Source organism: Pseudomonas sp. SORGH_AS_0199, from assembly GCF_031453735.1.
GTDB classification, from domain to species: domain Bacteria; phylum Pseudomonadota; class Gammaproteobacteria; order Pseudomonadales; family Pseudomonadaceae; genus Chryseomonas; species Chryseomonas aestiva.
In genome coordinates this window covers 2562713-2579875 of sequence record NZ_JAVJAE010000001.1, presented here as the reverse complement: position 1 = coordinate 2579875, position 17163 = coordinate 2562713, and the positions used below count along the sequence as shown (strand labels likewise).

Here is a 17163-nt window from a genome sequence, read left to right as displayed (position 1 = left end):
ATGACCGCCCAACTGATCGACGGCAAGTCCATTGCCGCCCGCCTGCGCCAGGATATTGCCCAGCGAGTCTCTCAACGTCGTAGCGCCGGACTGCGCGCCCCTGGCCTCGCCGTCATCCTGGTCGGCACCGATCCCGCCTCGAGCGTCTATGTGGCGCACAAGCGCAAGGATTGCGAAGAGGTCGGTTTCGACTCCTATGCCCATGACCTGCCGGCCAGCACTACCCAGGCAGAACTGGAAGCCCTGATCGACCGGCTCAACGACGACACCAGCGTCGACGGCATCCTGCTGCAGTTGCCGCTGCCCGCGCACCTGGATGCCACCCAGCTGCTGGAACGCATCCGCACCGACAAGGACGTCGACGGCTTCCATCCCTACAACCTGGGTCGTCTGGCACAGCGCAATCCCCAGCTGCGCCCCTGCACGCCCAAGGGCATCATGACCCTGCTGCACAGCACCGGCGTCGACCTCTATGGGCTGGATGCGGTGGTGGTCGGCGCCTCCAACATCGTCGGTCGGCCCATGGCGCTGGAACTGTTGCTGGCCGGGTGCACCGCCACCGTGACCCACAGATTCACCCGCTCCCTCGAACACCACGTCAGCCAGGCCGATCTGGTGGTCGTCGCCGTGGGCAAGCCGGGACTGGTCAAGGGTGAATGGATCAAACCCGGCGCCATCGTCATCGACGTGGGCATCAACCGCCAGGCCGATGGCCGTCTGGTGGGCGACGTGGAATTCGACAGTGCCTGCGAGCGCGCCAGCTGGATCACTCCGGTTCCCGGTGGCGTCGGCCCGATGACGCGCGCCTGCCTGCTGGAAAACACGCTGTACGCGGCCGAGCAGCTGCACAGCTAGCAAAACGGGCCCCGCAGGGCCCGTTTTTCATTCAGCCAACCCTCAGGGCAGCCAGGACTTCACGCGATCCGGATGGGCAGCGATCCAGGCCTTGGCGGCCTCTTCCGGCTTCTTGCCCTCTTCCACCGCCAGCATCACCTCATTCACCTCACCCGGCTGCCAGGCGAACTTCTTCAGGAAGTCCCAGACCGGCTTGGCCTTGGCTTCCAGCGCGGGGTTGGCCACGGTGTCCACGTGCTCGGAGCCGCCGAACACACCCTTGGGATCTTCGAGGAACTTCAGCTTCCACTTGGCGAACATCCAGTGCGGCACCCAGCCCGTCACCACGACCGGTTTCTGGTCCTTCTCGGCCCGGGTCAGCTCGGCGATCATGCCGCTACCGGAACTGGCCACCAGCTTGTAGTCAAGGCCATAGTCCTTGATCGCCTGGTCGGCCTTGAGCATGACCCCGGCACCGGCGTCGATACCGACGATCCGACCACCGAAGTCGGCCTTCTGCGCCTGCAGATCGGCGATGCTGTTGGCCTTGACGTACTCCGGCACGATCAGACCGATCTTGGCATCGGGGGTGTTGACGTTCAGATCGACCACCTGGTCCTTCATCTTCTCGTAGTAGGCGCCATGGGTGACCGGCAACCAGGCGGACAGCATGGCGTCGAGCTTGCCGCGCGCCACGCCCTGCCACATGATGCCGGCGGCCACCGGCATGAGCTTGACCTCGTAGCCCAGATTCTGGCGGATCACTTCAGCTGCGGTATGGGTGGTGGCCACGCTATCGGCCCAGCCATCGACGTAGCCGATGGTGATTTCGGGCTTGGCCGCCTGGGCCAGGCTCATGGCCGAGGTCAGCGCGACACCGAGTCCTATTCCCAACAGTTTCTTCACCATGCTCATGCAGCAGTCCTCTCGCTATGGAAGTCGGGCGGTTGCCCCACCCCCATCATTCGGGCAATGCAAGATGGCCACTACCGTCTGGGCGACGCATAACGACCGGTTAGCGACAGGAGCTGCACTTTTCACGACATGCGATGTCGCTTGACGCAGCCCGGCGACCGCTCTGTAATCGACGCCGCGCAGAAACCTGCACCTGCCGATGCAACCTATTGGCGGGCCGTTGTCTTACCTACGCTCTCAAGCCCTCTGAAAGGACTCTGTCCATGCGTCTTTCGTTGCGCGTCGCCGCCCTGCTGGGCGCGCTGTTTTCCGGTCTCTGGGCTACCGCGCACGCGGCCGCCGAAGTGGATGCCGCCACCTATGGCTATCCACTGGTCAATCCTTTCGAAGCCACCATCGTCACCACGCCGGAAAAATTCCGTCCCGAGCTGCCGCCTGAAAGCACCATCGACCAGGATGACTACAGCCTCAACCTGCGTCCGGAACGGGAATACCAGCTGCCCGGCAACTTCTGGCCGGTGAAGAAATTCCACTACCGTCTTGCCCGCCAGGACCATCCGGCACCGCTGATCTTCCTGATCGCCGGTACCGGGGCCAACTACTCCTCGAGTACCCAGGAATACCTCAAGCGGCTGTATTACGCGGCCGGTTACCACGTGGTGCAGCTGTCCTCGCCCACCAGCTGGGACTTCATGGTGTCGGTGTCGCGCACCGCTACCCCGGGCTACACCCCGCACGATGCCGAGGATCTCTATCGCGCCATGCAGGCGGTACGCGCCCAGCATCCCAAGCTGCCGGTCACCGACTACTACCTGACCGGCTACAGCCTGGGCGGCCTGGACGCCGCCTTCGTCTCCTACCTGGACGAGAGCCAGCGCAGCTTCAACTTCAAGAAGGTGCTGATGGTCAATCCGCCGGTCAATCTGCTGACCTCGGTACGCAACCTGGATCGCCTGGTGCAGACCGAGGTGAGGGGCGTGACCAACAACCGCACCTTCTACGAGCTGATCCTGTCGAAGCTGACCCGCTACTTCCAGGAGAAGGGCTACGTCGACTTCAACGACGCCGTGGTGCGCGATTTCCAGCGCTCGCCGGAGCGACTGAGCAACGAAGAACTGGCCATGCTGATCGGCTCGTCCTTCCGCTTCTCGGCGGCTGACATCGCCTTCACGTCCGACCTGATCAACCGCCGCGGCCTGATCACCCCGCCGACCTACCCCATCAGCGAGGGCACCAGCCTGACGCGCTTCTTCGCCCGTTCGCTGCAGTGCGATTTCGACTGCTACATGACCGAGCAGGTAATGCCGTTCTGGCAGAAGAACTTCAAGGGGCAGAACCTCGACGATCTGGCGCGCAAGTCCAGCCTCGTCGCGCTGGAAGACTACCTGAAGAGCAGCCCGAAGATCGGCGTCATGCACAATGCCGACGACATCATCCTCGGCCCGGGCGACCTTGGTTTCCTGCGCAAGACCTTTGGCGATCGCTTGACCGTCTATCCCCACGGCGGCCATTGCGGCAATCTCAACTACCGCGTCAACGCGAACGCCATGCTGGAGTTCTTCGCCCGTGGTTAAGTCCCTGCTCGCTCTCCTCCTGATGGCCAGTGCCTCGGTCTTCGCCGCCGAATCGAGTCCGCCGCCCTCCTCCACCCTGACCATCGGCTCGGACACCATGCCGGCCGCGCCGGTGGGCGCCGATGGCTTCAGCAATCCGCTGTCGACCCTCAAGTACAACCCGGGTCTGGACCAGCGCGAGTTCGAACGGGCGTCCCTGGTCGCCCTGGACGTCTACGATCCCTTCGAATCCTGGAATCGCCACGTCTACCACTTCAACTATCGGCTGGACGAGTGGGTCCTGCTGCCGGTGGTCAACGGCTACCGCTGGATCACCCCGCGCTTCGTACGTTCGGGCGTGAGCAACTTCTTCAGCAACCTGGGCGACGTCAACAACCTGCTCAACAGCGTGCTGCAGTTCAAGGGCCGCCGCGCCCTGGACACCACCGGCCGCCTGCTGCTCAACACCACCATCGGGGTGTTCGGCCTGTGGGACCCGGCGACTCGCGTCGGGCTGATCAAGCAGCCGGAAGACTTCGGCCAGACGCTGGGCTTCTATGGGGTTGGCAATGGCCCCTACCTGATGCTGCCGGTCCTCGGCCCGTCCAACCTGCGCGATACCGGCGGTCTGGCGGTGGATTTCGCCGCTGAAGCCCAGGTGAACTTCCTCAACGTCAGCGACGAAAGCGGTCGTCATCCGGAAATCATGGTGCTGCGCGGCATCAACCTCAGGTACGTGACCGACATGAGATACGGCCAGCTCAACTCGCCCTTCGAGTACGAGAAGATCCGCTATTTCTACACCAAGGCGCGGGAACTGCAGATCGCCGAATAAGGCCTAGGCGCTGGCGAGAAAGGTCTGGAGTTCGGGCAGGCGGGCCAGGGCATCGGTCCGCCCCAGCGCCATGAGTTCCTGGCAGTAGGCCGCCTCGAACAGCAGATAGCTGAGCAGCGCGCTGCCCGAAGGGCGATTCACCCCGACTCCCCGTAGCAACTGCCGCAACGCCGGTGGCAGGCGTTTGCGGTGCCGGATGGCGATGTCCGCCAGCGGCTGGCTGGGCGAGATCACCAGCATGTCCACGGGACGGCAGAAGCGTCCGCTGACCGGGTCCCCTGCCGGCAGGGCGCTACTCAGCAGATTGAGGCGCCGGAGGGTTTCGGTATCGCTGTCCAGGGCATCGACGAAGGTGCTGTTGAGCAGATGACCGCCGATCTGCGCCACCGTCGGCGGCCGACCCTGCAGTCCGTGCTCGTGACCCCCAGGCGCGCCGAGTCCGATCACCAGGATACGCTCCGCCCCCAGATGCAGCGCCGGACTGATGGGCGCCGTCTGCCGTACCGAACCGTCGCCCAGGAACTCCCGCCCGACCTTCACCGGCGGAAAGAACAGTGGAATGGCCGTGCTGGCCAGCAAATGGTCGACCGCCAGCCGTGCCGGCACCCCGACGCGCCGATGACGAAACCAGGGATCGAGCGCGCCATGACTCTGGTAGAAGGTCATCGCCTGGCCCGAGGCATAGCCGAAGGCCGTGACCGCCACGGCTCGCAGGGCGCGCTGGCGCAAGGCCGCGGTGATCCCGGAGAAATCCAGCTCGCGGCTGAGCAGCGCCCGCAGGGGCGCGTTGTCGAGCAGGGCCAGCGGTTCCTGGCGCCAGGCGCCGAACAGCGTCTGCAGGCCGAAACGCGCGGCCTGGCGGCTCGCCCCGACCCAGTCGCTGCGATAGATCATCGCCGTTTCCAGGCTCGACCAGACCGCCGCCAGGCGATCCACCGCACGGCCGAAATCCAGGGCGCCGCAGCCCAGCACGGCGGCGTTGAGCGCGCCCGCCGAGGTACCGACGAGGATCGGGAAGGGATTCTCGGAACGGACCGCCAGGGTATCGGCCACCACCTGCAGCACCCCGACCTGATAGGCGGCCCGCGCGCCACCGCCGGCCAGAATCAGCCCGGTGCGCCGCTCGCCGCCCAGACTCATCTAGCGCTTCTTCTTCGGATAGAGCTTGGGCTCGCCGGGCGGACGGGTCTTGAACCGCCGATGGGCCCAGAGGTACTGCTCGGGCAACTCGCTGACGCAGCGCTCGACCCAGTGATTGATGCGCAGGCAGTCGGCTTCCTCGCTCTCGCCAGGGAAGTCGGCCAGCGGCGGATGAACGACCAGGCGATAGCCCGAACCGTCCGCCAGGCGCTCCTGGGTGAAGGGCAGCACCCGTGCGCGCCCCAGGCGGGCGAACTTGGTGGTGGCCGTTACCGTGGCTGCCTGGATGCCAAACAGCGGCACGAACAGACTCTGCTTGGCGCCGTAGTCCTGGTCGGGCGCATACCAGATGGCCCGTCCGGCGCGCAGTACCTTGAGCATGGCGCGGACGTCCTCGCGCTCGATGGCGGTGGCGTCCTGGTTGTGGCGCTCGCGACCGCGGCGCTGGATGAAGTCGAACACCGGATTCTTGTGCTGGCGGTACATGCCATCGATGGTGTGCCGCTGCCCGAGCAGCGCCGCGCCGATTTCCAGGGTGGTGAAATGCAGCGCCATGAGGATCACCCCCTGACCTTCGCGCTGAGCGGCCTGCAGATGCTCGAGGCCTTCGATATGGGCCAGGCGGGCCAGGCGCTGCCGCGGCCACCACCAGCTCATGGCCATCTCCAGCAGGGCCATGGCGCTGCTGGCGAAGTTGCGCCTCAGCAGGCGATCGCGTGCCCGCTCGTCGAGCCGGGGAAAGCAGAGTTCCAGATTGCGGCGGGCGATGGCGCGGCGCTGACCGGCGACGTGATAGAAGAGCCAGCCGAGTCCCTGGCCGAGTCGCAGCAGCACGGCATAGGGCAGTTGCACCAGCAGCCAGAGCAGCCCCAGCCCCAGCCAGAGCGGCCAATAACGTGGATTGAGAAAGGCGAGGCGGAAAGACGGCCGCTCCATCGGAACTCCTGCATGAAAAAGTCGCGCCATTCTACAGGGCTCACGCAGATTTCCCGTAGCCTTCACAGTCATGGTCCCCCAGACCCGGTGAGGGTTGCGACACGCGGGGCATCCCGCTATAAGTCCCGCCATCCAAGCACAAGTACCCACCATGACCGCAGCCGATCCTTCCGAAAGCGACTCCGTCTTCCAGCTCAAGGGCAACATGCTCGCCGTGACCGTGCTGGAGCTTCTCCGCAACGACCTGGGGCGCCTGGACCGGCAACTGGCCCAGAAGGTCGCCCAGGCCCCCAACTTCTTCCAGGAAACGCCGCTGGTACTGGGCCTCGACAAGCTCGCCGAGGATGCCGGCCCGCTCGACCTGGGCGCCCTCCTCGACCTTTGCCGCCGGCACGGCCTGCGCACCCTGGCCCTGCGCGCCAGTCGCAGCGGGGATCTGGCCGCCGCCAACGACTACGACCTGCCGATCCTGCCAGTCAGTTCCGGCGGGCGTGAACGCCAGGTCGAACCGCGCGATCGCGAGCCGGTCAAGCCGGCGGAACCGCCCAAACCGGCCGCACCGACGATCAATCCGACCAAGATCATCACCGCCCCGGTGCGCGGCGGTGTGCAGCTCTATGCCCCGGCCGGTGACCTGGTGGTGCTGGCGCCGGTCAGCCCGGGCGCCGAATTGCTCGCCGACGGCAACATCCATGTCTACGGCCCCATGCGCGGCCGAGCGCTGGCCGGGGTAAAAGGTGATACTAAAGCGCGGATTTTCTGCCAGCAGCTGACCGCGGAACTGCTCTCCATCGCTGGCCAGTACAAGGTCGCCGAGGACCTGCGACGCCATCCACAATGGGGCAATCCGGTACAGGTCAGTCTGGTGGGAGATGTGTTGAACATCACCCGTCTTTGACGGATACTTCCGCGAATTTTTCGCACTTGGCGCCTAAGCCGCCAACGGCAACACGAAGCGCGACACTGCCTGCAATCTCGTCACCGAGGGCATCGAGTCGCTTCAGTTATTCCTTTCGATCAAGGTGAATCAGTTTGGCCAAAGTACTCGTAGTCACCTCCGGCAAGGGCGGCGTCGGCAAGACCACCAGCAGCGCCGCCATCGGTACCGGTCTCGCCCTGCGCGGCCACAAGACCGTCATCGTCGACTTCGACGTCGGCCTGCGTAACCTCGACCTGATCATGGGCTGCGAGCGCCGCGTGGTGTACGACTTCGTCAACGTGATCAACAACGAAGCCACCCTGAGTCAGGCCCTGATCAAGGACAAGCGTCTCGAGAACCTGTTCGTGCTGGCCGCCAGCCAGACCCGCGACAAGGACGCCCTGACCCAGGACGGCGTGGAGCGCGTGATCAACGAACTCAAGCAGACCTTCGACTTCATCGTCTGCGACTCCCCGGCCGGCATCGAGAAGGGTGCTCACCTGGCGATGTACTTCGCCGACGAGGCCATCGTGGTGACCAACCCCGAAGTCTCCTCGGTCCGCGACTCCGACCGCATGCTCGGCCTGCTGGCCAGCAAGTCGCGCCGCGCGGAAAAGGGCGAGGAAGCCATCAAGGAACACCTGCTGCTGACCCGCTACAACCCCGAGCGCGTCACCAAGGGTGAAATGCTCGGCGTCGAGGACGTGGAAGAGATCCTGTCCATCCGCCTGCTCGGCGTGATCCCCGAATCCCAGGCGGTGCTCAAGGCGTCGAACCAGGGTATCCCGGTAATTCTCGACGAACAGAGCGACGCCGGTCAGGCCTACAGTGATACCGTGGAACGACTGCTCGGCAAGGAAGTGGCCTATCGCTTCCTCGACGTGAAGAAGAAAGGCTTCCTGCAACGTCTGTTCGGGGGTGGTAGCGAATGAACATCTTCGACTTCTTTCGCGATCGGAAGAAGCAGAACAGCGCTTCGATAGCCAAGGAGCGGCTGCAGATCATCGTGGCCCACGAACGCGGTCGCCACGAGCAGCCGGACTATCTGCCGCAATTGCAGAAAGACCTGCTGGAAGTGATCCGCAAGTACGTGCCCATCGAGCAGGACCAGATCCAGGTCGAACTGGAAAATCAGGGCAGTTGCTCGATCCTCGAACTCAACATCACCCTGCCCGACCGCTAAGGCGAGCGCAGCAGGACAGCGGCGGCCCCAGGGCCGCCGCTGGCGTTTAAGCCATGGCGAATCCTCGGTACCTGCTCAGCGCGGTGCCGCGATTCGCCGCCAGGCCCCAGGAAGCCCATGCCCCTCTCCAACATTCGCATCATTCACGAGGACGCCGCCCTGCTGGTGGTCGACAAGCCTACCCTGCTGCTGTCGGTCCCCGGTCGCGCCGAAGACAACCGCGACTGCCTGGTGACCCGCCTGCAGGAAAACGGCTATCCCGAGGCGCGCATCGTCCATCGCCTGGACTGGGAGACCTCCGGCGTCATCGTGCTGGCGCGGGACGCCGACAGCCATCGCGAGCTGTCCAGGCAATTCCATGATCGCGAAACGGAAAAGGCCTACATCGCCCTCTGCTGGGGCGAACCGGAGGCCAACAGCGGCCGCATCGAATTGCCGCTGCGCTACGACCCGCCGACCAAGCCGCGCCATGTGGTGGATCACGAACTGGGACGCCATGCCCTGACCTTCTGGCAGGTGCTGGAGCGCCATGGCCACTACAGCCGGGTGGAGCTCACGCCCATTACCGGCCGCTCCCATCAGCTGCGCGTCCATATGCTGAGCATCGGGCATCCGCTGCTGGGCGATCAGCTCTATGCCGAGGGCGAGGCGCTGGCGGCCCAGCCGCGCCTCTGCCTGCACGCCAGCCTGCTGACGCTGACCCACCCCCTTTCGGGCGAGCGGATGAGCTTTACCAGTCCCGCGCCTTTCTAAGCCTGGGCGCTGGCATACTGAGGCACTCAGCCAGAGGAGTGCCGCTTGTCTCACTGGACGTCCTACTACACCGCCACTGCCGCGGGCGGTCCGCGCGAGACCCTGCTGCAGGCACTCTCATCCCGCTCAGATCCGCCAGGATTGGCGCTGGATCTGGGCTGTGGCACCGGGCGCGACACCCTCGTCCTGCTGGAACGCGGCTGGCAGGTGCTGGCGGTGGATGCCGAGGCCGAGGCGCTGAGCACCCTGCGCGAGCGCACGCCGACCCTGCTGCAGAAACGCCTGGAAACCCGCCAGGCACGCTTTGAAACGCTCGAAATCCCTCCCTGCGACCTCGTCAATTCCAGCTTCGCCCTGCCCTTTTGCGAGCCAGCGCGCTTCCCGCTGCTCTGGACCGGGATCACCGCGGCGGTGCGCCCGGGTGGGCTGTTCTGCGGCCAGTTGTTCGGCGAGCGGGACAGCTGGGCCAGCAAGGGGGTGACGGTCGTCGACGCCGCGGTCCTGCAACAGCTGCTGCGGGACTGGCAAGTCCTCCTGCAGCGGGAGGAGGAGGAGGACGGCCATACCGCGGTCGGGCGGCCCAAGCACTGGCATATCCATCACCTGGTGCTGCAGCGCCGCTGAGCCCTGAGCTGCCGTCCGCCCTGGGCGCTACGCTCGACTCCCCTGGGTCCAGAACCTAGACTGGACGCCTTGTCGTCCGGAGTCGTCCATGCGTACCGATCAGATCCAAGGCCTCATCGATTTCCTCTCCACTTCGCCCACGCCCTTCCACGCCACCGCAACCCTCGCGCGCCGTCTCGAAGCCGCCGGCTACCAACGCCTGGACGAGCGAGAAAGCTGGTCCGTGCAGCCGGGTGGCCGCTACTACGTCACCCGCAACGATTCGTCGCTGATCGCCGTGCGCCTGGGTGCCCAACCGCTGGAACGCGGCCTGCGCCTGGTCGGCGCCCATACCGACAGTCCCTGCCTCAAGGTCAAGCCGCAGCCGGAGCTACAGCGGCAGGGGTTCTGGCAACTGGGCGTCGAGGTCTACGGCGGCATGCTGATGGCGCCCTGGTTCGACCGCGACCTGTCCCTGGCGGGCCGGGTAACCTATCGTGCCGAGGGCCGGGTGCAGAGTCGGCTGATCGACTTTCGCAAGCCGCTGGCGATCATTCCCAATTTGGCCATCCACCTCAATCGCGAAGCCAATCAGGGCTGGGCCATCAATGCCCAGAACGAGCTGCCACCGATCCTGGCCCAGGTGCCTGCCGGCGAGCGGCGCGACTTCCGCGCCCTGCTGGCCGCGCGCCTGCAGCAGGAACACGGCATAGACCAAGCCGAGGTGCTGGATTTCGAACTGAGCTTCTATGATGTCCAGCCCGCCGCCCTGATCGGGCTGGATGACGACTTCATCGCCGCCGCTCGTCTGGACAACCTGCTGTCCTGCTATGCCGGCCTGGCAGCCCTGCTGGCCGACGAGGGCGACGAGAACGCCGTGCTGGTCTGCACCGATCACGAGGAAGTGGGCTCCACCTCCTGCTGCGGCGCCGACGGTCCCTTCCTCGGACAGGTGCTGCAACGCCTGCTGCCCGCCGGGGATGCCTTTACCCGCACCCTGCAGCGCTCGCTGCTGATCTCGGCCGACAACGCCCATGGCGTGCACCCCAACTATGCCGACAAGCACGATGGCAACCATGGCCCGAAACTGAACGGCGGCCCGGTGATCAAGGTGAATGCCAACCAGCGCTATGCCACCAGCAGCGAAACCGCGGCCTTCTTCCGCGACCTCTGCCAGCGCGAAGCGGTGCCGGTACAGAGCTTCGTGGTGCGCAGCGACATGGGGTGCGGTTCCACGATCGGCCCCATCACCGCCGGGCAGCTGGGGGTGCGCACCGTGGACATCGGCCTGCCCACCTTCGCCATGCACTCCATCCGCGAACTGGCCGGCAGCCATGACCTGGGCCATCTGATCAAGGTGCTGACGGCCTTCTATGCGAGCAGCGAACTGCCGCTCTGAAGCCAGCCTAGTCCGGTACTTCGACCCTGACCTGGATGGCGTCGTGCCGCCAGAATTCCAGGTCGCAATCGATCAGTCGCCCCTGCTGGTCGTGGTTGATGCGGGTGATGTGCAGCGCCGGACTGCCCTGCGCCACCCGCAGCGCCTGGGCCGCCTCCGGCAGCAGCGCCGTCGGCAGGATCTCGAAGCGCACCTCGCCGTAGCGAATGTCGTAGCGGTCGAGATACAACTCGGTGAGGGAGCGCTGCAGATCGTGCTCCAGCAAGCCCGGGAAATAGGCGGCATTGAGGTAGTGCTCGACATAGAGCACCAGCCGGCCGTCCACCCGACGCACCCGGCGGATCTGATAGACACTGGACAGCGCCGGCAACTCCAGCAGGCGACAGATCTCCGCGGACGCCAGCATCTGCCGCGCCGCCACGACCTCGGTCGCCGGTACCCGTCCCTGGGCTTCCACCATGGCGTGGAAATGGGTCCGTGCCAGGGGGTTGTAGGCCAGCCGTGGCGGGGCGACGAACCAGCCCCGGCGTTCTTCGCGATAGATCAGCCCCAGGGCCTCCAGCTGCAGCAGGGCTTCGCGCAGGGTGATACGGGTGGTGGCGAACAGCTCGCTCAGCTGGCGCTCGGAGGGCAGGCGCTCCATGGCCGGCAGCAGGCCATGGGCGATCTGCTCCTGCAATGCCTGGCGGATGGCACCGGCACCCGGCGCACTTCTTTGGACTAGACCAGTTTCGGATTGGTGCACCCGGAGTGCCTCGACTAGGGTTTGTTGGGAGACTAAGACGGCCAGATGACGGCTTGGTGACGACTGCAGCGCCCGTGCCAGCGGTGAAACAGGGCGCATTGCCATCAAATCGTCATACCCCGGTCCTAGATTGGCCTGTGTCTTGCTGACCTAGACCAAGCCCTAACACCTGGAGCACCCGTATGACCCGTCTGCTTGCTTCCTTGTTGGCCACTGCCGTTGCGCTACAGGCCGGTACCGCCTTCGCCGATACCGTCGACCTCAAATCCCTCGAAGCCGCCGCCCGCAAGGAAGGCGAGGTGAACAGCGTCGGCATGCCCGATACCTGGGCAAACTGGAAAGGTACCTGGCAGGACCTTGAGCAGAAATATGGGCTCAAGCATCAGGATACCGACATGAGCTCCGCCCAGGAGATCGCCAAGTTCGCCGCCGAAGGCGAGAACGCCTCCGCCGACATCGGTGACGTCGGTGCTTCCTTCGGCCCCATCGCCGTGCAGAAGGGCGTTACCCAGCCCTACAAGCCGAGCACCTGGGACCAGGTACCGAGCTGGGCCAAGGACAGCGACGGTCACTGGGCGCTGGCCTACACCGGCACCATCGCCTTCATCGTCAACAAGCAGACCGTCAAGGACGTCCCCCACTCCTGGGCCGATCTCCTCAAGGGCAACTACAAGGTCACCATCGGCGACGTCAGCGCCGCCTCCCAGGCGGTGAGTGGCGTACTGGCAGCGGCCTATGCCAACGGCGGCGACGAAAAGAACATCAAGCCGGCGCTGGACTTCTTCGCCAAGCTGGCCAAGCAGGGTCGCCTGGCCTTCACCAACCCGGTGGTGGCCAACCTCGAGAAGGGTGAAGTGGAAGTCGGGGTGGTGTGGGACTTCAACGCCCTGAGCTATCGCGACCAGATCGATCGCACTCGCTTCGAGGTGCTGATCCCCTCCGATGGCTCGGTGACCTCCGGCTACACCACCATCATCAACAAGTACGCCAAGCACCCCAACGCCGCCAAACTGGCCCGCGAGTACATCTTCTCCGACGCCGGCCAGATCAACCTGGCCCAGGGCTATGCCCGGCCGATCCGCGCCGAGCACCTGACCCTGCCGGCCGACGTCCAGGCCAAGCTGCTGCCCCAGGCGCAATACGCCAAGGCCCGGCCCATCGCCGACGCCAAGGCCTGGGAGGAAACCTCCAAGCGCCTACCGCGGCTCTGGCAGGAACACGTTCTGATCAACATGCAGCAGTGACGTCATGAAGGTCATCCTGGTCGTGCTGGACGGACTCGCCCTGAGGGTCGCCGAACACGGACTCGGCTTTCTCCAGGCGCTCTGCCTGGCTGGCCGGGGTCGCCTCTACCGGTTGGAATGCGAGTTGCCCTCGCTCTCCCGCCCGCTCTACGAATGCCTGCTCACCGGGGTACCCCCGGTGAGCAGCGGCATCGTCCACAATGGCGTGGATCGGCTGTCCAACCAGATCAGCCTCTTCCATCTGGCCCAGGCCGCCGGCCTCACCACGGCGGCGGCGGCCTATCACTGGGTCAGCGAACTCTACAACCGCAGCCCCTTTGATCGAGCGCGGGACAGGCATGTCAGCGACACCGCCCTGCCGATCCAGCACGGCCACTTCTATTACGCCGACCACTACCCGGATTCCCATCTGTTCGACGACGCCGAGCACCTGCGCCTGACCCAGGCGCCGGACATCCTCCTGGTCCATCCGATGAACATCGACGATGCCGGCCACCGGCACGGCCTCTCCAGCCCCGAATACCGCAATGCCGCGCGCCGCGCCGACGGCCTGCTGTCCCACTACCTGCCCGCCTGGCTGGACGCCGGCTACCAGGTGCTGGTGACCGCCGACCACGGCATGAACGACGACCGCAGTCACGGCGGGACGCTTCCGGAAGAACGCGAGGTGCCCCTGTTCGTCTTCGGCGCGGGCTTCTCCCTGGGCGAGGCCACACCGCGCCAGGTGGAGATCTGCGGCACCGTCTGCACGCTGCTGGGTCTTGCCCACGACAAGCCGCTATGCCGGGAGTTGCTGGCATGAAGCGGCCCTGGCTCGCCCTGCTGCTGATCCTGCCTTTCCTGCTGGTGTTCGGCGCCTTCCAGCTGGCGCCCCTGGCCTGGATCGCCTTCAACAGCTTCAATTCCAGCGAAAGTGGCTGGGGCCTGGGCAACTACGCCGAAATCCTCGGCTCGCCCTTTTACCTGCAGGCCATCCGCTTCTCCCTGGAAATTTCGCTCTGGTCCAGCGTCTGCGGTCTGCTCATCGCCCTGCTCGGCGCCTATTCGCTGACCCGGGTCGACTCGCGGCTGCGCGGCTTCGTGGTGGCCTTCACCAACATGACCAGCAACTTCGCCGGGGTGCCGCTGGCCTTCGCCTTCATCATCCTGCTGGGCATCAACGGTTGCCTGACCCTGGCGCTCAAGCAATTCGGACTGATCGAAGGCTTCAACCTCTACACCAAGGGCGGACTGATCCTCATCTACACCTACTTCCAGATTCCCCTGGGGGTGTTGCTGCTGTTCCCGGCCTTCGAAGCCCTCAAGCAGGACTGGCGCGACGCGGCGGCGCTGCTCGGCGCCGGCACCTGGCAATACTGGCGGCACATCGGCCTGCCGGTGCTCAGCCCGGCGCTGGTCGGCACCTTCATCATCCTGCTGGCCAACGCCCTGGGCGCCTACGCCACGGTCTATGCGCTCACAACCGGCAACTTCAACGTGGTACCGGTGCGCATCGCCGCCCTGGTTTCCGGCGACATCTATCTGGAGCCCAACCTGGCCGCGGCGCTGGCCATGCTGCTGGTGGCCTTCATGACCCTGATCACCCTCGTCCACCAGTGGCTGCTACGGCGGAGTCGGCATGTCCAGAACTGAGCGCCTCTATCATCGGACAGTGGTCTGGGTCCTGTTCCTGATCCTGTTCACGCCCCTGGCCGCGACCCTCCTCTATTCCCTGGCCACCCAGTGGTCGGCGACCCTGCTGCCGGCGGGCTTCACCTTCAAGTGGTACCTGCAGCTGTGGAGCGAGCCGCGCTTTCTCGCCGCCTTCGGTCGTTCCCTGGCGATCTGCTTTGGCGCCCTGGCCCTGTCCTGCGTGCTGATCCTGCCGGCCATGTTCGCCGTCGCCTATCACTTTCCACGGCTGGATGCGCTGATGAACGTGCTGATCCTGCTGCCCTTCGCCGTACCGCCGGTGGTCTCGGCGGTTGGTCTGTTGCAGCTCTACGCAAGTGGTCCGTTGCCGCTGACCGGCACGCCTTGGATCCTGGTGTTCTGCTACTTCACCATCGCCCTGCCCTTCATGTACCGCGCCATCAGCAACAACCTCCAGGCGCTGAATCTGCGCGACCTGATGGACGCCGCCCACCTGCTCGGCGCCAGCTCCTGGCGCGCCGCCCTGCTGGTGGTGCTGCCCAATCTGCGGACCGGGCTGATGGTGGCGCTGTTCCTGTCCTTTTCCTTTCTCATCGGCGAATTCGTCTTCGCCAACCTGCTGGTGGGAACGCGCTACGAGACGCTGCAGATCTACCTCTACAACCTGCGCAACGGCAGTGGCCACCTGACCAGCGCCTTGGTGATCTCCTATTTCCTCGCGGTCCTGCTGCTGACCTGGATCGCCAATCGCCTGAATCGGGAGCGGACATGAGCTATCTCGCGGTCAAGGGACTGCACAAGCGCTACGGCGCCAACACCCTGTTCACCGACATCGAATTCCATGCCGAACAGGGCGAACTGGTGACCCTGCTCGGCCCCTCGGGCTGCGGCAAGTCCACCCTGCTGCGCTGCCTGGCCGGGCTCACCGAGGTCGACCGTGGCGCCATCATGCTGGCCGACCAGGACATCACCCAGTTGCCACCGCAGCGCCGCGGCATCGCCATGGTGTTCCAGAGCTATGCGCTGTTTCCCAACATGACGGTGGAGCAGAACGTTGCCTTCGGCCTGCGCATGCAGCGCCTGGCACGGGATGAGGTGCAGCAGCGCGTGCAGGAGGTCCTGAACCTGGTAGAACTGCAAGGCTTCGCCACACGCTATCCACACCAGCTCTCCGGTGGCCAGTGCCAGCGGGTGGCCCTGGCGCGCTCGCTGATCGTGCGGCCACGGCTGCTGCTCCTGGACGAACCCCTCTCGGCGCTGGATGCCCGTATCCGCCGCCACCTGCGTGAGCAGATCCGCGCCATCCAGCAGGAGCTGGGGCTGACCACGGTGTTCGTCACCCATGACCAGGAAGAGGCTCTCACCCTGTCCGATCGCATCGTGCTGATGCGCGACGGGCGCATCGTCCAGAGTGGCGATGCCGAGACCCTCTACACCGCGCCGGTGGATGCCTTTGCCGCCGGCTTCATCGGCAACTACAACCTGCTCAGCGCCGACCAGGCCAGCCGGCTGTTCGGCCAGACCTTCCAGGGACAGGTGGCGATTCGTCCCGAGGCCATAAGGCTCGGCGTCGCCGGTGGTTTCAGCGGCCGCATCGTCAGTCACAGCCTGCTGGGCAACGTGATCCGCTACCGGATCGCCACCGAAGCCTGCGAACTCAATGTCGACGTTCTCAACCATGGCCCGTCGGCCTTGCAGGCGAACGGCACAGCCGTCACCCTGGCCGTCGATTCCGACAGCCTGAGAGAAGTGGCATGACCCTGGCGATTTTCGATCTCGACGAAACCCTTATCGACGGTGACTGTTCCAGTCTCTGGAGCCAGCAGATGGGCGTGCTCGGCTGGGTCGACCGCGAGTCATTCGTGCGGCGCGACAGCGAGCTGATGGCGGCCTACGCCCAGGGCGAACTGGCCATGGAAGACTACATGGCTTTCCACCTCGAACCCCTGGTGGGCCGCACGCCCGAAGAAGTGGATTTCGAGGTCGGTCCCTGGGTCGAGGACGTCATCGAACCGCTGATCTTCAGCGACGCCATGAAGTGCATCGCCGCCCACCGCGCCGCCGGCGACCGCGTGATCATCGTCTCGGCTTCCGGGGTGCATCTGGTGGAGCCCATCGCCGAGCGGCTGGGCGTGGAAGAGGTGCTGGCCATCGACCTGCAGGTCAGCCACGGCGTCTACAGCGGCCAGGTGGAAGGGGTCATGACCTTTCGCGAAGGCAAGCTGACCCGGCTGCTGGAATTGCTCGGCGGCGACTGCAGCCTGCTGGCTAACGCCAGCTTCTACTCCGACTCCCGCAACGACCTGCCGCTGCTCGAAGCGGTGGGCAAGCCGCACGTGGTCAACCCGGATCCGGTATTGCGCGAGCGCGCGGCACAGGCCGGCTGGCCGATCCTCAGCTGGCGGTAGAGTCAGTAAGACACTTATGTTATCGCGGCCATGGGCCGCTCCTACAGAAGCATCGCCCCTCGTA

Annotated in this window: 19 protein-coding genes; 15 read left to right on the top strand and 4 right to left on the bottom strand. The window is 65.3% G+C overall.

Annotated elements, in window-relative coordinates:
* Positions 1 to 855 (top strand): bifunctional methylenetetrahydrofolate dehydrogenase/methenyltetrahydrofolate cyclohydrolase FolD, encoded by an 855-nt coding sequence (folD, locus tag QE444_RS12130; RefSeq protein ID WP_133859336.1) that lies wholly within the window; start codon positions 1 to 3, stop codon positions 853 to 855.
* A gap of 42 nt (positions 856 to 897) precedes the next feature.
* Here the strand turns inward: folD and QE444_RS12125 are convergent, their stop codons facing one another.
* Positions 898 to 1743: a glycine betaine ABC transporter substrate-binding protein gene (locus QE444_RS12125; RefSeq protein ID WP_371099721.1), complete on the bottom strand. Its 846-nt coding sequence runs from the start codon at positions 1741 to 1743 to the stop codon at positions 898 to 900.
* A gap of 269 nt (positions 1744 to 2012) precedes the next feature.
* Here QE444_RS12125 and QE444_RS12120 point away from each other — a divergent pair, with 269 nt between their 5' ends.
* Positions 2013 to 3323: an alpha/beta fold hydrolase gene (locus tag QE444_RS12120; protein WP_133859337.1), complete on the top strand. Its 1311-nt coding sequence runs from the start codon at positions 2013 to 2015 to the stop codon at positions 3321 to 3323.
* Between the two features lie 97 nt (positions 3324 to 3420).
* Positions 3421 to 4137 carry a VacJ family lipoprotein gene (locus QE444_RS12115; RefSeq protein WP_252977306.1) on the top strand — a complete coding sequence of 239 codons (717 nt, stop codon included), beginning with the start codon at positions 3421 to 3423 and terminating at the stop codon, positions 4135 to 4137.
* 3 nt (positions 4138 to 4140) lie between these two features.
* Here the strand turns inward: QE444_RS12115 and QE444_RS12110 are convergent, their stop codons facing one another.
* Complete coding sequence (locus QE444_RS12110) at positions 4141 to 5277, bottom strand: patatin-like phospholipase family protein (protein ID WP_285388462.1); 1137 nt, start codon at positions 5275 to 5277, stop codon at positions 4141 to 4143.
* Complete coding sequence (locus QE444_RS12105) at positions 5278 to 6213, bottom strand: lipid A biosynthesis lauroyl acyltransferase (protein ID WP_187979041.1); 936 nt, start codon at positions 6211 to 6213, stop codon at positions 5278 to 5280. It lies immediately after the preceding gene.
* Positions 6214 to 6364: 151 nt separating this feature from the next.
* Between QE444_RS12105 and minC the strand changes: the two genes are divergently transcribed.
* From minC to QE444_RS12075, 6 genes are all read left to right on the top strand, one after another.
* Positions 6365 to 7111 (top strand): septum site-determining protein MinC, encoded by a 747-nt coding sequence (gene minC / locus QE444_RS12100; protein ID WP_133859341.1) that lies wholly within the window; start codon positions 6365 to 6367, stop codon positions 7109 to 7111.
* A gap of 134 nt (positions 7112 to 7245) precedes the next feature.
* Positions 7246 to 8064, top strand: coding sequence for a septum site-determining protein MinD (minD, locus tag QE444_RS12095; RefSeq protein ID WP_133859342.1), 819 nt, complete (start codon positions 7246 to 7248; stop codon positions 8062 to 8064).
* Complete coding sequence (gene minE, locus QE444_RS12090; RefSeq protein ID WP_017642793.1) at positions 8061 to 8315, top strand: cell division topological specificity factor MinE; 255 nt, start codon at positions 8061 to 8063, stop codon at positions 8313 to 8315. The genes minD and minE overlap by 4 nt, the downstream gene beginning before the upstream one ends.
* Positions 8316 to 8432: 117 nt before the next feature.
* Entirely contained in the window at positions 8433 to 9068 is a 636-nt protein-coding gene (locus tag QE444_RS12085) for an RluA family pseudouridine synthase (RefSeq protein WP_187979040.1), read from the top strand.
* 45 nt (positions 9069 to 9113) lie between these two features.
* A complete protein-coding gene (locus QE444_RS12080; protein ID WP_133859344.1) occupies positions 9114 to 9692 on the top strand; it encodes a trans-aconitate 2-methyltransferase in 579 nt (192 codons plus the stop codon).
* Between the two features lie 88 nt (positions 9693 to 9780).
* Positions 9781 to 11070, top strand: a complete 1290-nt coding sequence (locus QE444_RS12075; RefSeq protein WP_309738734.1) for a M18 family aminopeptidase — start codon at positions 9781 to 9783, stop codon at positions 11068 to 11070.
* 7 nt (positions 11071 to 11077) lie between these two features.
* On the opposite strand, the gene QE444_RS12070 is transcribed toward QE444_RS12075, so the two are convergent.
* Positions 11078 to 11815 (bottom strand): UTRA domain-containing protein, encoded by a 738-nt coding sequence (locus QE444_RS12070; protein ID WP_187979037.1) that lies wholly within the window; start codon positions 11813 to 11815, stop codon positions 11078 to 11080.
* 182 nt (positions 11816 to 11997) lie between these two features.
* Between QE444_RS12070 and QE444_RS12065 the strand changes: the two genes are divergently transcribed.
* The 6 genes from QE444_RS12065 to QE444_RS12040 are packed head-to-tail and all read left to right on the top strand — an operon-like array spanning position 11998 to position 17099.
* Entirely contained in the window at positions 11998 to 13059 is a 1062-nt protein-coding gene (locus tag QE444_RS12065; RefSeq protein ID WP_187979036.1) for an ABC transporter substrate-binding protein, read from the top strand.
* Between the two features lie 4 nt (positions 13060 to 13063).
* On the top strand, positions 13064 to 13861 hold the full coding sequence (locus QE444_RS12060; RefSeq protein WP_309738730.1) for an alkaline phosphatase family protein: 798 nt from the start codon (positions 13064 to 13066) through the stop codon (positions 13859 to 13861).
* Positions 13858 to 14691, top strand: coding sequence for an ABC transporter permease subunit (locus QE444_RS12055; RefSeq protein WP_133859348.1), 834 nt, complete (start codon positions 13858 to 13860; stop codon positions 14689 to 14691). Before QE444_RS12060 ends, QE444_RS12055 begins: the two co-directional genes overlap by 4 nt.
* Positions 14678 to 15463, top strand: a complete 786-nt coding sequence (locus QE444_RS12050; RefSeq protein WP_133859349.1) for an ABC transporter permease — start codon at positions 14678 to 14680, stop codon at positions 15461 to 15463. The genes QE444_RS12055 and QE444_RS12050 overlap by 14 nt, the downstream gene beginning before the upstream one ends.
* On the top strand, positions 15460 to 16449 hold the full coding sequence (locus tag QE444_RS12045; protein ID WP_273862839.1) for an ABC transporter ATP-binding protein: 990 nt from the start codon (positions 15460 to 15462) through the stop codon (positions 16447 to 16449). The genes QE444_RS12050 and QE444_RS12045 overlap by 4 nt, the downstream gene beginning before the upstream one ends.
* Positions 16446 to 17099, top strand: a complete 654-nt coding sequence (locus QE444_RS12040) for an HAD family hydrolase (RefSeq protein ID WP_309738724.1) — start codon at positions 16446 to 16448, stop codon at positions 17097 to 17099. The genes QE444_RS12045 and QE444_RS12040 overlap by 4 nt, the downstream gene beginning before the upstream one ends.
* Positions 17100 to 17163 lie beyond the last annotated feature (64 nt).